This window comes from Paenarthrobacter sp. UW852, assembly GCF_024608385.1.
Taxonomy (GTDB): Bacteria; Actinomycetota; Actinomycetes; order Actinomycetales; family Micrococcaceae; genus Arthrobacter.
Map to the genome: position 1 here is coordinate 162,234 of NZ_JAMSGY010000004.1, position 18,284 is coordinate 180,517.

12 protein-coding genes are annotated in these 18,284 nt (G+C 64.4%); 7 read left to right on the top strand and 5 right to left on the bottom strand.

The genetic code is table 11. The features are described from left to right. Positions 1-53: 53 nt before the first annotated feature. Positions 54-1,067 carry a hydroxyacid dehydrogenase gene (locus NEK97_RS08935; protein ID WP_257369474.1) on the bottom strand — a complete coding sequence of 338 codons (1,014 nt, stop codon included), beginning with the start codon at positions 1,065-1,067 and terminating at the stop codon, positions 54-56. A 164-nt stretch (positions 1,068-1,231) separates the two neighbouring features. On the opposite strand from NEK97_RS08935, the gene NEK97_RS08940 reads away from it, so the two are divergent. The 4 genes from NEK97_RS08940 to NEK97_RS08955 all read left to right on the top strand — a co-directional run bounded on the left by NEK97_RS08940 (position 1,232) and on the right by NEK97_RS08955 (position 7,138). Next, entirely contained in the window at positions 1,232-3,196 is a 1,965-nt protein-coding gene (locus NEK97_RS08940) for a heparinase II/III-family protein (RefSeq protein WP_257369475.1), read from the top strand. Next, positions 3,193-4,344 carry a LacI family DNA-binding transcriptional regulator gene (locus tag NEK97_RS08945; protein WP_257369476.1) on the top strand — a complete coding sequence of 384 codons (1,152 nt, stop codon included), beginning with the start codon at positions 3,193-3,195 and terminating at the stop codon, positions 4,342-4,344. Before NEK97_RS08940 ends, NEK97_RS08945 begins: the two co-directional genes overlap by 4 nt. Further along, positions 4,344-6,233, top strand: coding sequence for a DUF2264 domain-containing protein (locus tag NEK97_RS08950; RefSeq protein ID WP_257369477.1), 1,890 nt, complete (start codon positions 4,344-4,346; stop codon positions 6,231-6,233). Before NEK97_RS08945 ends, NEK97_RS08950 begins: the two co-directional genes overlap by 1 nt. A gap of 104 nt (positions 6,234-6,337) precedes the next feature. Next, complete coding sequence (locus NEK97_RS08955) at positions 6,338-7,138, top strand: GNAT family N-acetyltransferase (RefSeq protein WP_257369478.1); 801 nt, start codon at positions 6,338-6,340, stop codon at positions 7,136-7,138. A 141-nt stretch (positions 7,139-7,279) separates the two neighbouring features. Here the strand turns inward: NEK97_RS08955 and NEK97_RS08960 are convergent, their stop codons facing one another. Next, the gene (locus NEK97_RS08960; protein ID WP_257369479.1) at positions 7,280-10,720 is read right to left on the bottom strand and encodes a discoidin domain-containing protein; all 3,441 of its coding nucleotides are present in this window, start codon (positions 10,718-10,720) and stop codon (positions 7,280-7,282) included. A gap of 303 nt (positions 10,721-11,023) precedes the next feature. Here NEK97_RS08960 and NEK97_RS08965 point away from each other — a divergent pair, with 303 nt between their 5' ends. Continuing rightward, the gene (locus NEK97_RS08965; RefSeq protein WP_257369480.1) at positions 11,024-11,689 is read left to right on the top strand and encodes a GntR family transcriptional regulator; all 666 of its coding nucleotides are present in this window, start codon (positions 11,024-11,026) and stop codon (positions 11,687-11,689) included. Continuing rightward, entirely contained in the window at positions 11,686-12,861 is a 1,176-nt protein-coding gene (locus NEK97_RS08970) for an MFS transporter (protein WP_257369481.1), read from the top strand. Before NEK97_RS08965 ends, NEK97_RS08970 begins: the two co-directional genes overlap by 4 nt. Before the next feature lie 7 nt (positions 12,862-12,868). Here the strand turns inward: NEK97_RS08970 and NEK97_RS08975 are convergent, their stop codons facing one another. Further along, complete coding sequence (locus NEK97_RS08975; RefSeq protein WP_257369482.1) at positions 12,869-16,324, bottom strand: SNF2-related protein; 3,456 nt, start codon at positions 16,322-16,324, stop codon at positions 12,869-12,871. Between the two features lie 165 nt (positions 16,325-16,489). On the opposite strand from NEK97_RS08975, the gene NEK97_RS08980 reads away from it, so the two are divergent. After that, positions 16,490-17,338: a hypothetical protein gene (locus tag NEK97_RS08980; RefSeq protein WP_257369483.1), complete on the top strand. Its 849-nt coding sequence runs from the start codon at positions 16,490-16,492 to the stop codon at positions 17,336-17,338. 24 nt (positions 17,339-17,362) lie between these two features. Here NEK97_RS08980 and NEK97_RS08985 read toward each other — a convergent pair whose 3' ends face one another. Together NEK97_RS08985 and NEK97_RS08990 are read right to left on the bottom strand one after the other, a co-directional pair. Beyond that, positions 17,363-17,563, bottom strand: coding sequence for a hypothetical protein (locus NEK97_RS08985; RefSeq protein WP_257369484.1), 201 nt, complete (start codon positions 17,561-17,563; stop codon positions 17,363-17,365). A gap of 118 nt (positions 17,564-17,681) precedes the next feature. After that, the gene (locus tag NEK97_RS08990; RefSeq protein ID WP_257369485.1) at positions 17,682-18,227 is read right to left on the bottom strand and encodes a hypothetical protein; all 546 of its coding nucleotides are present in this window, start codon (positions 18,225-18,227) and stop codon (positions 17,682-17,684) included. Between the last annotated feature and the right edge of the window lie 57 nt (positions 18,228-18,284).

Sequence of the window (18,284 nt, forward strand, 5' to 3'; positions counted from 1 at the left end):
TCCTTTAGTACTGGGTTACAAGTTTGCCGCAGGTGCGGCGGGTGTATTTGGGCCTAGGCGCTGAGGCCGAGGTCCGCGTGGACTACTTGGGCAAGGAGGTCCTTGCCGGCGAGATACCGTTCAAGGTCATCCAGTGCGGCATCGGACATCCGCCGGGTCTCAGTCCCGAGCGAACCTGCGATGTGCGGGGTGATGATCACGTTGGGGAGGTCGTACAGGGTGGATTCGGCGGGCAACGGCTCGGGTTCCGTGACGTCCAACAGCGCCGTGATCCTGCCTGTGGCACACTCCTTCTCTAGTGCTGCCGTGTCAATGAGTGACCCGCGCGCGGTGTTGATGAGCGTCGCGTGGTCCTTCATGGCTTGGAGTTCCGCCGTGCTGATCATGTGTCGGGTCTCTGGGAGTGCGGGTGCGTGGACGGTGACCACGTCCGATACCGGCAAGAGCTCTTCAAGCGGGACCAACGTACCGCCGGCCGCCGCAACCTCCAGAGGATCAGCATGGGGATCGCTCACCAGGCAGGTGACGTCCTGGAGTTGCTGGACCAGATGGACCACCCGGCGGCCGATGCGGGAGAAGCCGATGACGCCGATGACGCGGCCAATATTGCCCAGCTCGCCGCGATCGCTGATGTAGCTCCAGTTGTCCCGGTGCGTACGGGCGTCGTTGGCCAGCACGTGTGCTTTCTTGCCTGCCAGGACGATCGAGGCGAACGTGAACTCCGCAACCGGGATGGCGTTGGCGTCGGCGCCGTTGGTGACGGTGATGCCGCGGTCCCACAGTGCTTCGCTGACGAAGCTGCGGACTGTTCCTGCGCAGTGGAACACTGCCCGAAGTTTTGGCATGCGCTCCAAACGCTCTGCGTTCAGCTGGGGAACCCCCCAGCTGGTGAGGAGGATTTCCACCTCTTCCAGGCGGCCCGCCAGTTCAGGTGCGTCCAAGGAATCCGTCCACGGTTGGTCACCAAGATCGACGAGCCCGGCAAGCCGCTCCAGTCGCGTGGAATCGAACTGGTCAGCAAAGGTTCCGCTATTCATGACCAGCAGTGCCTGGGGCTTGAGCGACATTGAGGGGATCCTCCCTTCGAAATTTCCGGTGGCCTGTTCGACCGTGATTTATGTGTTGCATCAAATCTAATAATCAGTACATACTCATAAACAAGACAGTTCATTCAACTCAATCGAACTTGTTCTGAAACGTTCAAACTCGAACAAATGAGAGAAGAATCCCTATGGCAACCGGCATCGCCGCCGTTGAGGTGCCACCCCTGTATCCCTTGCGAAGTGCCTGGGGCTCCGCAGCCGCCGCGCCCTCCTTGGTGAATTCGCTCCGCGGCTCGTGTGACCGCCTCACCGTCCGTCCAGCGTCCGACGCCGGATGGCAGCGCGCTGCTGCCCAGCCCCTTACGGAGCTGCGCGCCCAAGCAGCGGCGGAGAAGGGGAGCGCGTGGCCCCAACCACTGGTCTCCCACTACGCGCGCTACTTCCGCGACGGCAATCGCACGGCATACGAGGGGCTCGTGGCGAGCAGACAGCAACGGCTGACGCGCGCCGTCGTGATGGCTGCGGTGGGTGAGCCCAATTGGCTCGATGAGGTGATCGACGGGGCATACCTCCTGTGCGAGCAGAGTTCGTGGAGCTGGGCGGCGCACGACGACGTGTTTACCCGCAATGGCGACGTGGTCCCGGATCGTTCCCGGCCTTATCTGGACCTGGGAGCCGGAGAAGTGGTGGCCCAGTTGGCGTGGCTGGACCATGTGCTCGGTGATGCGCTGGACGAGCGGGCCCCGGGCCTCCGGAAACGCCTCCGGCTCGAGACGCACGAGCGTGTGATCCGACCATTCCTGGACCGCCTCGACTGGCACTGGCTGGGGTTGCGTGGAGACGTCCATAACTGGAATCCGTGGATCCACTCGAACATCATTGTGGCCGCGCTGTTGCTGGTGGACGATCCCGAGCTGCGGGCACAGGTTGTTGTCCGGTGCATCGAGGGCCTGGACCGCTTCCTCGCTTCCATCCCGGCAGACGGCGCCATCGACGAGGGCTTCGCCTACTGGTGGAATGGTGCCGGCCGCGCGCTGGAAGGGCTCGCCCTCTTGGAAGAAGCCAGTGGCGGTGTGCTCAACCCGGACTTGCCGGTGATCCGCGCCCTGGTCGCTTTCCCGCACCGCATGCACCTGGGGGACCGGTGGTTCCTCAACGTTGCCGATGGCCCCGCCCGTGCCCATCAAGGACTCCCGTGGGACATGCTGCACCGCTGGGCCGTCCGGCTGGGTGACTCCGAAGCAGCCTGGCTCGCCGCCGCGTTCATGGAGGCAGAGCCCGAGCCCAACGCCGCCGCCGGCCTGGGCCGCGTCCTCACCCAACTAAGCGACAGCAGACCTCGCAATGGGGGTCCATCGGGACAATTGTCGTTACCTGGTGGGGGGACGTACCTGCCATCGGTGCAGATCATGGTCGCGCGCCAGAATCCAGGCTCCAGCGATGGGCTCACGCTCGCGGCCAAGGGCGGACACAACGGCGAGCACCACAACCACCGCGACGTCGGTTCGGTGGTGGTTGCCGTCGATGGCGTGCCCCTGCTGGTCGACGCCGGGCAGCCCACATACACCGCGCAAACGTTCGGCCCTGATCGGTACCGGATCCGGGCCATGCAGAGTGCCTGGCACAGCGTCCCGGCGCCCTTCGGCTTGGAACAGGGGACCGGCGCGGAATTCAAAGCGGCCGTTCTCCAGGAGCCCACTCCCGGGGAGCCGACCCTCGCGCTCGGGCTCGGGGCCGCCTACGGACTGGACCACGCTGAGCAATGGATCCGCACCTCGGTAGTGAACCGTGAGCAGGGGTCCGTGGTGATTGACGACCGCTGGAACCTGCCCGAACAGGCGCCTGAGGGAATGCACCCGCCCGAAGGAACGCCCGACGTCGACATCACCTATCTGGTTGCCGGCACCGTCCACATCGGTACAGACGCGACGGCGACCATCACGCCCGACGGTATTCCAACCGTCAGTGGCGGGCGGGGACTGCACCTCCGCTGGAAGCCCGCCACCGCCGTCGTGCTGGTGGACGAATGGCACCTCGACGATCCGCTCCTCAGCGATATCTGGGGCGGGAAACTGACCCGGATCCGGTTCCGCATGCCCGCCGAAAACCGCGCCTCGGGCGCGTTTACCCTCACGGTGGAGGCAACATCTTGAGTTCCGAACAGACCCCGGAAACGGGCGGCAAGTCCCTCTTTTCCCTGCAGCGCCGTGAACGGCTGATGGAGGAGTTACGGGCCCACGGGGCCATCACGGTCCGCGATATTGCCGCGAAACTGGGCGTCAGTGAGCTGACTATCCGGCGCGACGTGAACACGCTCGCGGACGAAGGACTGGTCTCCCGCGTCCACGGTGGGGCGACGCTGCCGAGTCCGCTGGACCGGTCGGTGGCGGTGGGACGGCCGGCGGCGCACAGCTATTCGATCGGCATGGTGGTTCCATCGCTGGACTATTACTGGCCGCAGGTCATTTCCGGTGCGCGCGGGGAGGCCGAAGCGCAGAACCTCCGGATCCTGGTCCGGGGCTCCGCCTACGATGCCGCAGACAACCGCCGCCAAGTCCAGGCGTTGCTGGACACCCAGAACATCGACGGGCTGATCGTGGCACCGGACATGGGTGGCGAGCACGGCAAGGAGTTGCTCCGCTGGCTCAATGCCCTGCCGATTCCCGTGATCCTGGCCGAACGGCGGGCACCGGCGGAAATCCCCGCGCACCGGCTCGAGTGGGTCGCCACCGATCACTCCTTCGGTGCCGGCATGGCCGTACGCCATCTCTGGCAGGAGGGGCACCGCATGATTGGCTGCCTCACGGACTCCACCAGCCCCACCAGTCCCCACGTGGTCCGGGGCTGGAAGCAGGCACTGGCTGCGCTGAAAATCCCGCTGGACGCATCAATCCATGAGGATTCGGCGAAGCTGGACAACGGCGACCGTGCCAAGCACTTCGACCACGTCCTGGAACTCTGCCGCTCCACCGGGACCACCGCCATGCTGGTGCATTCGGATACCCAGGCTGTGGCATTCGTGCAGCACTGCGTGGACCGTGGCGTGGACGTTCCCGGAAGCATGGCGATCGTGGGCTACGACGACGAAGTCGCCTATCTGGCTGAACCGGCCATCTCCGCCGTCCGGCCTCCCAAAAGCTACGTCGGCAAGGTTGCGGTGCAGCTCATGGCTGCACGCCTGGCCGAAGGAAGGATGCGCCCCGTGCATCGAATTGACCTGAACCCGGAGCTCATTGTCCGGGAATCATCCGTAGGCGCACCGCGAGGGTTGGCTGGAGTCGTCTTGGAGGATTCGCTCTGATGCTTTTGCCGCCCCTGGATTACCAGCTCTCACCCTGCACCGGCCTCACCCGCGAACACTGGTGTGCTTACGCCGACCACCTCCTGCGCTCGGCGCACCACTTTGGCACCCCGGATCACGCCAACATCCACCTTCCCGGGGCCAACAGCCGGTACGGCCCGCGGAGTGATTCACTGGAAGCCTTCGCCCGGACCTTCCTGTTGGCCTCGTTCCGAATCGCGGGCGACCCAGCTACCACCGGCTGGATCGCCGACTGGTACGCCGCGGGCCTTGATGCCGGAACCAACCCCGCGAATCCAGACCGGTGGCCGACGCCGGGCGAGCTGGGGCAGGCGAAGGTGGAGGCGGCGTCGTTGGCTGTTGGCTTGGCACTGACCCGCGACGTTTTGTGGGACAAACTGCCGGAGCGCGTGCAGGAGCAGCTCATCGCGTGGTTGGAGACCGTGATCGGCGAGGAATATCCGCCCATCAACTGGGTGTGGTTCCAGATCGTGGTGGAGACGTTCCTGGCGTCGGTGGGCGGGCGGTCTTCGGACGAGGACATCGACGCAGGGCTCGCCATCCATGACTCGCTGTACCGGGGCGGTGGCTGGTTCGCGGACGGTCCCGAGCGCGCGTATGACCACTACGTGGGTTGGGCGTTTCAGGTTTATCCGCAGCTGTGGGCCCTGATGGCACCCAACGATCCGCGGGTGATTGCCCGGAAAGCGCTCGACGGCGACCGGCTGGCAGATTACCTGGACGACGCTGCGTATTTGGTCGGTGCGAACGGAGCTCCGCTGATCCAAGGCAGGAGCCTGATCTACCGATTCGCGGCGGCCGCCCCCTTCTGGGTAGGGGAATTGTCCGGGCACACGCGGTTGGCGCCGGGCATGGCCCGCCGGGCTGCCTCAGGGATGCTCGACTACTTTGCCCGCCACGGCTCCATCACTGAGGACGGCCTCCTCTCCATCGGTTGGCATGGCGAGTTCGCGGGCATGAAGCAGGCGTACTCCGGCTTTGGCTCCCCGTATTGGGCCGCGAAAGGCATGCTCGGGCTCGCGCTGCCCGCGGATCACCGGGTGTGGACTGCGGTGGAGGCGCCTTTGCCCGTTGAGGTTGCCGACACGCAGCGCCTCATCACTGCTCCGGGGTGGCAGGTGGACGGGACTGCGGCGGACGGGGTTGTCCGGATCCGGAACCATGCCACGGATCACGCCGTTCCCGGGGCCTTGGTGTCCGACTCTCCGCTGTATGCCCGCTTTGGCTACTCCACGCACACGTTCCCCGACCTGAACCCGGAATCCCGGGACAATGCCGTGGTGTTCCTTTCCCCTGACGGCGCCTTGACGCATCGGACCGGGTTTGAGTACTTGGGCTCCTTTGCCGAGGGCGGCGTCCAGGTGGGCGCTTCCCGGTTCACTGCCCACTGGATCGAACCCGACCCCGACGCCGGACCCGATCACGGCAGCGGCGTCACCGGCACCGCGACCCCTGGGCCTTCTGTAACCGTGGTGTCAGCGACGCGGGGTGCTGTTGAGCTGCGGTTGGTACGCGTTGCCGGTTCTTCGGTCGCTCCGCTCAGGATTGGGGGATGGCCGGTGGACAGTGCCTCCTCCGTGGTTAGCTCGGTGCTTCCCGTGCCTGGGTTTGGGTTGTCCTTGGATACATCGGGGACCTTCGTCCGTTCTGGCGCACACCCCATGGGGTCGGAACTCGCCATTCCGTGGGTGGGCACCTTGGGCACCGCGCACGATGGCGACTACGCCGCCGTCGTGGTTCTCGCCGGTGACGGAGGTGCTGCGGCGGATACTGGTGTCACGTTTGTTGCCGGAGAGGATGGCGGCCGCTTCGTGTTCCCCGACGGCGCCTCTGTGGCCCTCGCGCGGCTCGCCCGTTTCGACGCCTAGCTGCACAGTAGACGACTCCTACCGTCTAACGCGCAGCAAACCATCGAGTCGGTTGCCCGGGGCGTGCGTGGGGAGCCCACGAGGGTCTGCAGTAGGCTCGCTGGATGAGCCAAACCGATGATCGGGCACGCTTCCTCGCGGCCTATGACCAGGACCTTCGCACCGACGCTGAGACCCCAAGTGCCCTCAAAGTGACCCAGTATGGCCCCCTGCGCTTGGTGACCTTCATGAAGGGTCGCGGGTTCGTCACGTACAGGGATCTGGATGATGCGGACGCGCCGACCGTGAAGCGGCTCGTCGCTGAGGCAGGCGCCTACTTCCGTGCTGAACCTGAGATCACCAGGGTGGAATGGAAATCCCGCGGGCACGATCACGCTCCGGGTTTGCACGAGGCGCTCATTGAGAACGGCTTCGCCCAGGACGAGCCGGAGTCGATCATGATCGGTGAAGCGAAGGCTCTGAACACAGCCGTGCCACTTCCCGACGGCGTGACGCTGCGGCAAGTCAGGGACGAGCCGGACGTTCGGGCCATGAGCGCGATGCAGGATGAAGTCTTTGGCGAACCGGTGTCGGATGAGATGGCTGAGGCCTTGCTGCGACGGCTCTCGCTGGGTGACGGGATGCAACTGTGGGTGGCCGAAGCGGAGGGCCGGATGGTCAGCGCCGGACGCCTGGAGCCAGTGCCCGGCACAAGCTTCGCCGGGATCTGGGGTGGTGCCACAAGGGAGGAGTGGCGCGGCCGGGGGATTTACCGGGCATTGACCGCCCGCCGCGCTCAGGCCGCCCTTGAGCTGGGAAAGACACTCATCCACAGCGACTCCACCGAATTCTCGAGGCCAATCCTGGAGCGCTCCGGGCTGCTCAAAGTTTCGACGACGACGCCGTACCGTTGGGTGCGTGGCTGAAGGCTCAGACGGCTTTGAGGGCCAAGGAATTACCTTGTTCCATGCGCTGTTCATTTGCGCGCGCTCGTCCCGCTTCGGTAACGACACAGCAAGGCCCCCCAGGATCCACATCCGGAGGGGCCTCGCTGGCTCAAGAATCCACTACTTACCAGCCGCGAAGAAGCTCACGCACTGCCCCTGGTTCTTGAATACGGGTGACGGACTCGTCTTCCACCCATCGTTCTTGCACGCGTCCTTGCCGGTGGACACACTCACGCGATACTCCTTCGTGGTGCCGTCGGGCGCTGTCACGGTGATTACCGCCGTCGGGCTTTCCGCCGTTGCCTGCTGAACCGTCACCTTTGCGTTCGTGTCCAGCGGGTAGCCGACGACGGCGGGAGTCGCCGACGTCGACAACACCCGGTAGTCGGTGGTCGCCGGAGCGAAGCCCACTACGGATGCCTGGTTCACCAGCAGGCGGCCGAGGTCGGCAAGGCTGCTGTCCGCCAAGCGGGATCCGGCGATGGCTACCTCTGCGATCTTCGTGTACGAAGCCGTGGTCACAAACGACACCCGGATCCCACGGGTGGTGACGGGGTCGAAACGAACCGTCGCTGGTGAAGAAGTGGACAGGCCGGTGATGGTTCCCGCGGAGGTGTCCTTCCACGCTCCGGTCGCGTCCTGGTACTGGACCTTAAGGCTCTGCGCCGCTTTCTCCGCAGACGTGACGGTCACGGAGGAAACGGTGTAGTCGCGGCTAAAGGCGTAATTCAGGCTGTCACCGGCCCGGCCGCCGCTCACCCAGTTGGACCATCGCGTAGAGGCATTGGCGTCGCACGTGTTCTTCGCGATGTACGAGCCTTCGGTGTAGCTGGCGGTGGCGGCTGTGGTGGGGTCCTCCTTGCAGATGTTGATGCTGGGAACCCGGTTCACTACCACGATGGTGAGTGTCGCGGGCAGGGAGCCGGCCTTGCCAGGAACGGTCACGGAACCAACGGATTCCAACGCAGAGTCAGACAAGGAAGCCCAGTCCCACACCACAGGAATCGGGTTGCGGGCAGGTCCGTCGCCGATCTGTCCGGGGACGGTTGCAGGTGCAGCAGCCTGCACGGCAGCGACGGTAGAGCCAACACCAACTGTCACGGTGGCGGGATCCGTGGCGACGTACTGCCCCGCCGTCACAGTGAGGAGCGCGTCGTCAAAAACCTGCCCGTAAGGGTCAACGCCGGAACCGCGGAGGGTTACCTTGCCGTCCTTCTGCCAGACCGACGGATCAACTGCGGACCAGGTAACGGCCAGCGGCTTGCCCGGACCCGACTTATACAGCGGAGTCACTGTCGAAGGGAGGGTTGGCGCAACGCCGGTGAGTGTGCTCAAGTCAACGGGCGAAACACCCAAGAGCTTTAAGTCAGCGATATCCGTGAAGGCCCACGCCTGATGTGGGCTGGCGGTAGCGGTAGCCGTAGTTCCGGTAGACGACGCCAGGGCCACCGATGTTCCAGCAGCCGTTTGATTGCCCGAAACCTGCAGCGCAATCGCCGCGCCGGCGTTCACCAAGGACCACTGCTTGCCGTTTTCAGTGGTCACTATCCACTGTGCAGAAGGAGTGGCTTTCGCCTGGTCCAATGTCAGGGAAGCCAGTGTTGCCGCACCGCTCTGGCTACCGTTCAGCACGCCACCATTGCCCGTGAGCACCCGGCCATCCTTGTTCGTGACAACCCAGCGGCGATCGTTGGCGACCCCATCCTTGCCATTCACGGCGTTGAACGTCCACATCTGCGGAGCCACCCCGGCAGCGTCCGTGCCCAGTCCTTCAATCGAGGCAGATCCATCCGTACGCCCGGTCAGGTACTTGCCGCTCGCTTCACCGCTGAGGTGGTAGCTGTGGCCGTCCTGCACCGGTGCGGCGTCGTCCGAAACTCCACTGACGCCGTCGACGACGAACGTCACCACTGATGCGGCAGGAACCTCGAGCGTCGCGGACTTCGCCGCGGCGTCGACTGTAACCGGGGTACCCTTCACGAGCGCATTTTTCTCGATGTCATCCAGCGGCGACTTGGTGGTGACCACGGGCGTGACCTGGGCACCCGGCGCGATGCTGCCGAAGCGGCTGAGATCAATGGTGACCTTTTCCGGCGTCGGGGTGTCATTGAAGTGGACCAGCGTGGCGCCGTTGCCGTCGGCACGGAGGGCGCTGGCGGTCTTGGCGTTGTCGTTTTGGATCAGGAAGTCGCCGGGCCGGATGAAGTGGGTGAAGTTGCGGGTGGTGTTGTACTTCTGGTTGGTCAGGACCTTGCACTTGGCGTTATCCAAGGTGGCGCCGTCGTTGATCCTGCGGTTTGAGTAGCCTTCCCGGCCGGCGTAGTTGCAGTCGAAGTCCACGTAAATGGAACCCCAGCCTTTATCAGCCTTCTCCTGCTTGTACGTGTCCTCCACAGGCTGCCAGAAGACCCAGGCGTTGGGGTCGAGCTCACGGAGGTCGTTGACCATGCGGCTGGCGATGCCCAGGCCGTTGGTGATGTTGGAGCGGTCCCAGCCGCTGGTGGAGTCGCCCAGCGCAGGGTTGCCCGGCCAGAATCCGCCCACCTCGCTCATCCACAGCGGCTTGTCCGTGGAGCTGGCCAGGTCCCGGACGCGGCGGCGGTCATTGGTGCCGTACGTGTGGACGTTGAGCTGCGCTACGGCGTCCTTGGCTTCCTGGCTGTACCCGTTCCAGTTGGTCATGAACTTGGTGGGGTCGGTCTCGTCCATCGCGGAGATGACGGCGCCCGTGGTGCCCTTCTCCAGCTCAGCGGACAGCAGTTTGGTCACGCGGTCCTGGGCCGCGGGGTAAATCAGCGCACCCTCCTGCTTCTGCGTGTAGGTGGTGGGCGGTTTGCCGGTGGTGGCGTTGATGTCCGTGCCCCAGTAGCCCGAGTTCGGCTCGTTGAAGGGATCGATGGTATTGACCTTGATGCCGCTTCCCTTTTCGAGAAGTTCGACGGCGTTCCTCATGTAGGCGGCGAACTTGGCTTCGGCTTCGGGCAGGAGATTTTCGCCCTTGGCCGTGTTGACCTGGCCGGAAACATATCCGCTCTTGGTCATGAACCACGGCGGGGAGTTGCTGAACGCTTCCCAATGGGTGATCTGCTGATCCGCGGCGAGGCGTTCCACCCACCAGCGCTGGTTCTGGTCGGCGTCGGGGTTGTAGGACGCGGGATCGTCCGGGTTCCATGCCTTGAGGAACGCGAGCTTGTTGGCCTGCGCTTTGTCGACGGTTCCATCCGGGTTGTACAGGTTCGACGCCGGCTGGCCGGGTTGCGCTTCGGCCACCGGCTTCCACCATCCCTCCACAGCGCTGCCATCGTTGAGGTAGTTGGCTACGTCTGACGCGTTGCCTCCGCCCACGTTGTATCGGGCGATGTTGAGGTTGAGTCCGTCCTCCCCGAAAACTTTCTGGTACAGCTCCTCCCGCAGCTCGGGGGAGTAGCCCGCCGTCGCATTCGCGAACCACACCAGGCTGGTTCCCCACCCTTCGAACGCTTCGCCGCGGGTGGCGGGGTTCGGGGTGATGGTGACGGCTGTTGCATCGTCTGCGTGTGCTTGCAGTGTGGTTGCGGGCATGAGTGCCAGGCTCGCGGCTGCTGTAACGGCTGCCGCCAGGACTGCCACTGGCCGTCGGATTCTTCGCGCGGAAAACGCCATGGGTGGACCTCATCGTCGGGGTTTCATTGGGTGCTGTCCGGGCTTCGGGGAAGGCCGGGCAAGCCGAGACTATGAGGCTCTTGGGGTGGTAAACAAGGCACTCGAACAGGCTCGAACGGGGTTGGTCGGATGTGGTCAGAGGGGTAACAAGATTGCCCGCCACTTCCCCAACCATGTATAGATGTATACAAGTACACCTTCTTCTCGGCAGGGCGGCATCACTTGGCAGATCCACAATCACGCAACACAGGGGCTCACTTGGTCTATGGCGAGCTGAAGCGCCGGATCCTCAGCCTCGAACTGAAACCGGGTGAGCGTATCTACGAACCAGCCATGGCGGCTGAACTGAAGGTCAGCCGCACTCCACTCCGCGAGGCCATGCGTCGCTTGGTTTCGGAGAGCCTGCTTGAGCAGCAGCCCACCGGGGGAGTGCTGGTGCCGGCGCTGGATGAGAAGGTGATTTCAGAGCTGTACGACGTCCGGGCCGCCCTGGAATCCCTGATGGCCCGCGAAGCGTGCGCCAATGCCACCGCGGCAGATCTGGAAGAACTTCAGGGAATCGTCGCCCGGAATGCCGCGATGGTGGAGTTTCCCGACGAAGCCATGAAGTACGGGGTTGCCCTGCACGCCGCGATCGCCAGAATCGCCGGAAACTCCTGGGCCCAACGCTTCCATGGCCAGATCGCCAGCCAGGTTGAGCGCTACCGGTACTTCACCAACAACGCTCCCGAACGCCGCCACGAAGCACTCGCCAATCACCGGCTCCTGGTCGAGGCGATCGGTTCCAAGGACGCGGAAAAGGCAGCAAAGGTTGCCTTCGACCACGTGATCGGCGCGCGGGAGGAGACCTTGCGGGTCATTTCCGCCTCCGGCCTCGTCATCGAATGATCGGCGAACTCGGACGGCGCTCGTCCACCGCACTCCTGGTCCATTCGGCGCTCATCCAAGCCGTCACATTCCTGGTCCGCCCGGCTACCACGTACCGCGCACTCGAATTGGATGTTCCCGGGTTCGCCCTTGGCCTTCTCGCCGCCAGCTACGCAGTGTTTCCCCTGCTGCTCGCCCTGCCCATCGGCGGACTGGTGGACCGCCTTGGTGAGCGTCGGCTCATGGCGATCGGAGCCGCCGTCGTGCTGGGTTGTTCGGCTTTTCTGTTGTTTTGGGGGACGTCAGTCCCCGCGCTGGTGGCTGGAACGGCGCTGTTGGGCGCAGGCCAGCTGGCTTGCGTGGTGGGTCAGCAGGCGGTGGTGGCCAACAATGCTGCGGCTTCCCGGCTCGACTCGGCGTTTGGTTACCTGACTTTCGCCGCGTCCTTGGGCCAAGCCCTCGGACCGTTGGCGATCTCCGTGGTGGGCGGTGCTTCCGTTCGACCGAACACGCAGGCGATCTTCCTCCTCGCGACCGCCATGAGCTTGGTGATGTTCCTGACCACGTTCGTGATCTCTTCGAAGGTCAGCCGGGGCAGGCGCACAGCCAAGGGCACGGGTACCAAGGGCAGTTCACTGGCCCTTCTCCGGACTCCCGGCGTCGTCCGCGCGTTGGCCACCAGCGCCACCGTCCTGGCAGTAGTGGACCTGACCGTGGTCTATCTGCCTGCACTCGGCGCCGAACGCGGCCTCACGGCCGCCACCGTGGGCCTGATGCTGACCGTCCGGGCGGTGTTCTCCATGATTTCCCGGCTGGGACTCGGCAGCGTGACCCGAAAACTGGGGCGCATGAAACTGCTGATCCTGAGCCTGGCCGTTTCCACGGTTGCACTGGCCGTGGCTGCCATTCCCATGCCCGTGTGGCTGCTCTTTGTGGTCATGGCCTTCCTGGGCCTGGGGCTCGGAATTGGCCAGCCCCTGACCATGTCGTGGCTCTCAGCCCAGGCGCCGGAAGGGCAGCGCGGACGGGCACTGGCTTTGAGGCTCGCGGGAAACAGGGTGGGCCAGGTGGTCCTCCCCAGTGCCATCGGGGTGGTGGCGGTAGGTCTTGGAGCGGCAGGGGTGTTCCTGGCATCCGCCGTGGCTGTTGGCGGAACCATGCTGTTGCTCCGCGGGGTGCGGCTGGACGACTGAGCTGAACCTATTCCGCGAACAGCGCCGCCAGGTCCTCCGCCGTCAACGAACCACCGGCCAGGGCGTCACCTTCCATCACGTCCGCGAACAGCTGCGATTTCTTGGCTTTCAACGCCATGACCTTTTCCTCGATGGTGTCCTTGGCAACCAGCCGGTAGACCATGACGTTGCGGGCCTGGCCGATGCGGTGGGTTCGGTCCACGGCCTGGGCCTCGGACGCCGGGTTCCACCACGGGTCCAGCAGGAACACGTAGTCCGCCTCAGTGAGGTTGAGCCCAAATCCGCCGGCCTTCAACGAGATCAGGAACACCGGGGCCGAGCCGTTCTTGAACTCGCTCACCACGTCTCCGCGGTTCCTGGTGGACCCGTCGAGGTAGCAGTACTCGATGCCCTCGGCGTCCATGCGGTCGCGGACCTTGCCGAGGAAGCCGGTGAACTGGCTGAAGATCAAGGTCCGGTGGCCTTCGGAAATGATGTCTTCCAGCTGTTCGAACAACACATCCAGTTTGGACGACCGCACGGCGGACAGTGAAGAGTCCACCAAGGACGCGTCAAGGCTCAGCTGCCGCAGCAACGTCAGCGACTGGAAAATCGTGAAGCGGTTCTTGTTCACGTCATCGATCAGGCCGAGAATTTTCTGCCGTTCGCGCTGCAAGTGGGTCTGATAGACCTTCTGGTGGCGCGGGTTCAGCACGACCTCCAGGATCTGCTCCTGCTTGGGCGGCAGGTCCTTGATGACCTGCTCTTTGGTGCGGCGCATCATGAGCGGACGGACACGACGGCGGAGCTTACCCAGTTGCGCGGAGTCACCGTTCTTCTCAACCGGCTTTTGGTAGTTCTCGGCGAACCGTTTGGGGCTGGGGAACAGCCCCGGCGCCACAATGGAGGTCAGGGCCCAGAACTCCATGAGGTTGTTCTCCAAGGGCGTGCCCGTGATGGCCAGCTTGAAACGGGCCGGCAGCTTGCGTGCACACTGGTACGCCTTGGACTGGTGGTTCTTCACGAACTGTGCCTCGTCCAGCATCAGCCCGGCCCACTGGAACGACGCGTAGGCATCGTAATCGATCCGGAACAGCGCATAGGAGGTAATGACGACGTCGGCACCCGCCAACGCGTCCACCGGTGACAGGCCGCTCTTGGCAAAGGTTTCACCGACGGTGCGGACCACGAGGTCCGGCGCGAACCGCTGCGCCTCCAAGGCCCAGTTGCTCACCACACTTGTGGGCGCGACCACCAGGAACGGCGCACGGGGAGTCACGTCCGCGGAAGGCCCTTGGGCGGCAGTAACGCTCTCCGCCGCCAGGTCCTTGGCCGCGCACATCAGCGCGATCGCCTGCACGGTTTTACCCAGGCCCATGTCGTCCGCCAACACACCACCGAGGCTGTGCTTGTACAGGAAGCTCAGCCAGTTGAATCCTTCGAGCTGATACGGACGCAGCTCAGCGTTAAGGCTGGCCGGCAGCGGGAGCCCGGTCACGCCGTCGTCGAGCAATCCGCCCACAGCTTCGCGCCACGCGGCGGCCTGCTCGTCAACGATCCCGAGCTGCGCCAGCTCGTCCCAGAGCCCGGCCTGGAAGCGGCTTATCTGCAGGGTGCCGTCCTTGTTGTCCGGGTTGTCCTGCAGGGAGCGCGCTTCGTCGATCAGGGCGCGCAACTGGTGGAGTTCGGGCAGGTCGAGCGAGAAGTAGGCGCCGCTGGGCAGCAACATGCGGCTCATGCCCGCGGCCAGGGCCGAGAACACCGCGGCAAAGGACACCGGTTCGCCTTCGAGCGTGATCACGATGCCGAGGTCGAACCAGTCGCCGCTGGCAGTCTCCTTCGTGGAAATCGAAACGACGGGAGCTTCGGCTGCTTCACGGTAGTCGGCGATGTCACCGGAGGTTTCCACCACGACGTCGGGCAGTTCCTTCAGCGCGGGCAGTACCTCCTCGGTGAACGCAAGGGTGTCCAAACCGCTGAGCTCGGCAGAGGCCGCGAGCCGTGGAGCACCCCAACCACCCGTTGCCGACTCCGCCAACGCAGCCACCACATCCCATGGACGGCCCAGCGATTCGAGGATCCGGGCTTCCTCGGGATCGTCGCGGTAGCCGCGGTCGTCCGGATGCCGCCACAGGGGCTGCGCGGTCACCAGCGTGCCGGACTTATAGTGCCACTCCCAGTGCAGCCGGACCTTGTGGTCGTTGCCGTAGTTTGCCAGCAGGGACAAGGTGGGGACAGCCAACGTGGGCAGTTCCACAGATTTGTCCGCGGCCTTGACCGGTGTGGACTGGCGCAGCTTCGGGTAGAACGAGGTCAGGAAGCGGCTCTCATCCTCGGCTGGAATCTGAAGGGTTTGGCCATCGGTAACGAACTCCAGGAGCTCATCGCTGACATCGCCCTCGATCGGGGCCAGGGTGATCAGGTTATTCTGCTGCGGCACGCCCGGCAGGGTGGCGCCCGAATGCGTGAAGAAAATCCCGTTGGCTGGCTTGCCCAGGAAGCCCACAGTCCCGGCATCAACGGGCTCCCCGCCCACGGTCACTGACGGCGCGAGCTGCAGGCCGCCGTCGTGCGTGTCCTGTTCTGTGCCGCTGCGGCCCGCGTCCAAGCGCGCCAAACTCAGGCCGACGACGGCGGGTTGGGTCTCGACGCGGACGGGCTCGCTCCCAGCCGAGTGGATGAGTGGGATGCCGGCTTTGGCGGCGTCGGAAAGGAGGGTCCACAGGTTCTTGGCAGCGAAGTCGTTCAGGCTCAGCCACATGGCGCCCGACGGTTGCTGGCGGCCGTTGCTGGAACCGTGGGCCGCGAGGAAAGTCTGCAGCCATTCGACGTGGATCTCGTTGAATTCGCGCCGGAAACTGATGTAGCTGAGGTTGTTCCAGGAGACGTCGCCGCGGATCCATTTGCCTTTCGCGCCCATCATGACGGGGCGGGCCTTGAGCTGGCGGACGCTGCGCATGGGGTCGCGCCGGCCTGTGTAGGAGAAGTGCGCGGCGGGCTCTTCCACCTCGAACTGGAGCGCGAGCTGAATGCCTGCCGCGCTCGGAGCAGTGCCTGGCTTCGTGATCAGCCTGTTGAGGGCTTGTTCCCAAGCCGGACGGGCGGTGCCGCCCTGCTGGCCCGAGCCCAGACGCGATGTCTGGATGCCGGGTGCCTGGGAAAGGAGCTGCGCGCGGATGGTGGGGTGATCCTCGGCAGTGAAGAGCAACGCGGCGACGTGCTTGCAATCCTTGCGGACCGGGCAGCTGCAGATACCTACCGTGCAGCTCCAGCCGCTGGGCTTACGGACCAGTTTTGCCGACGTCGAATAGGGCTGGGGGCCGTTTCCGCGGACCTTGCCGAGGAGGAGCCCCGTAGCCGCGTCGAAAGAAATCCCGCTCACTCGGCTGCCCATGGCATACGCCAATCCGGCCGCCAGGGAGCGGTCGTTGATGGCAGGAGTCTGAATGGCCAGTTCCCAGGTTTCGTCTGTGTGGGACGGCATGCGTCGGGCTACTTTCGGCAGGAGGTTATCTGCTCAATCTTAGTCAGCAGAAAACGGCTCCCAAACTTCGCCCTCCGTTAACCTCAACCTCGATTGCGGCGCAGCTCCCACGCGTACGTTGAAAGAGTCCGGAGCACCATCAGCTTTCAGCAGTGAGGATTCCCCATGACTACCAACGAGTACCCCGTCGTCCTGAACAAGACCAGCTTCGAAGCAGGCAATGCGGATGTTGTGGATTCCAACGTCAATGTCGTGAACGAGATGTACCAGGAACTCCTGAACAGCGACGAAATCGCCACCGCTGCGCTCAACAGCTACTTCGTGGACTTCTACCTGACCCAGGCACTGGCCGGCGGTTTCGCCCAGTACGTCTTCACCGCACCGGAACGTGAAGAAGTGGACGGGTACGTCCGGGCAGGACTTTCGGAAATGGGCGCGGTCCGTCACTTGGACCTGTTCAACCGCACTGCGGCCGCCTTCGATGCACTGACCGAGGACGAAGCCGAGGCCTACCTCGACGGCGAACTGGACGAATCCGAAGCCCCGGTTCCCGCTGTCGCGCTCCTTGATGAACTGGACGGCGAGTTCGAAGCCCTCCTCGAAGAGGAGGACATCATCGACCTCAACGCCACCTACCTCCGTGACCAGTCCGAACTGCTGGTCCTCTCTGAAGAGGACATCGAGGCACACATCGCCGAGCGGATCGCGCAGGTTCCTGACCTTGCCGAGCGCCAGGCCGAAGCCGAGGAAGAAGCCCTCGCCAACGCCCCCGAGTTCGAGATCATCATCCGCGAGCTGTGCGACGTGGCTGGCTACGCCCTGGAAAAGATCACCATGGGCGACCCCAACTACCAGCACGACGGCGTCACCACCCTCGCCTGGCACTTCTCCACCGACCACGGCGACTACATCATGGTGGAGGACGACGACGAGGCCTTCATGATCCACCCCGAGACGAAGGAAATCATCGCGGCCGTGGAGTTCGAGGAGTCCGACGAGTTCGCTGACGCATAGCCCGCTGGCCGGCTGGGTTTTGGGTTAGCTGGAGGGCCTTCGTTTCAGTTGGATGAAGCCCCAGATGATCGTCGCCTGCCAGAAGGCGAGTAAGCCGACCCAGATCCAGTCGAGGCCACCGTTCGTGGCGTTGATTACCATCGCAGTGAAACCCAGGGCCCAGGCCACTTCCTGTACGACGAGGAACGCCGGGCTGGGCGGATTCTTGGTGCCGTTTTGTGCCATCTTCCCTCCCCAATGAGTAGCCTGCAGTCTAACGGACCCCGAATTCGCTGGAACGGTGCGAGATCGCGGAGCGGCTCCAGCGATCTCGCACGATTCCCCGGCTTTCGGCGCACCAAACTCAGTAACCGGAGGCCGCGGCGCCCTTGACCATCTCACCCGTAGGGCTGACCAGGTACCAGACACTGCCAACACCTTGGCCGGTCACATCACCGGGAGCCTTGTCCTTGGCGTAGTAGTAGAGCGGCATGCCGTTGAGGGTTACCTGTTTCTTGCCGTCCGGCGAGTTGATGGTTCCCACCTTGCCCGTGACGCCTTCAACGGCGGGCGCGTCCGACGTCGTGGTGAAGATCGGCCACGCAGTAAGGCAAGCGTCTACGCAGGCGCTCTTACCTGAGTCCTTAACGTCCTTGGTGAAGAAGTAGAGGCTCATCCCTTTGCTGTCCACCACGATCTGGCCGGCACTGGACGAGGCGGTTTTCATCTCCGCAGCCGCGGAGGTGGCCATGGAGGAGGCGGTCGCTGATCCCGAGGAGGCGGACGACGGCGCCGCGGACGAAGCAGGCGGGGGAGCGGACGACGTGGTGGTTCCTGGACTTCCGCCACACCCCGCCAGTGCAGCGCTCAACAGCAACGCTCCGATTCCAAGGCTGAGTCGTGTTGTCATCTCTAGCTCCTTTGCTCGGCCGGCCGGGATGAGTCGGCGCTAACCCCTACGACGCGG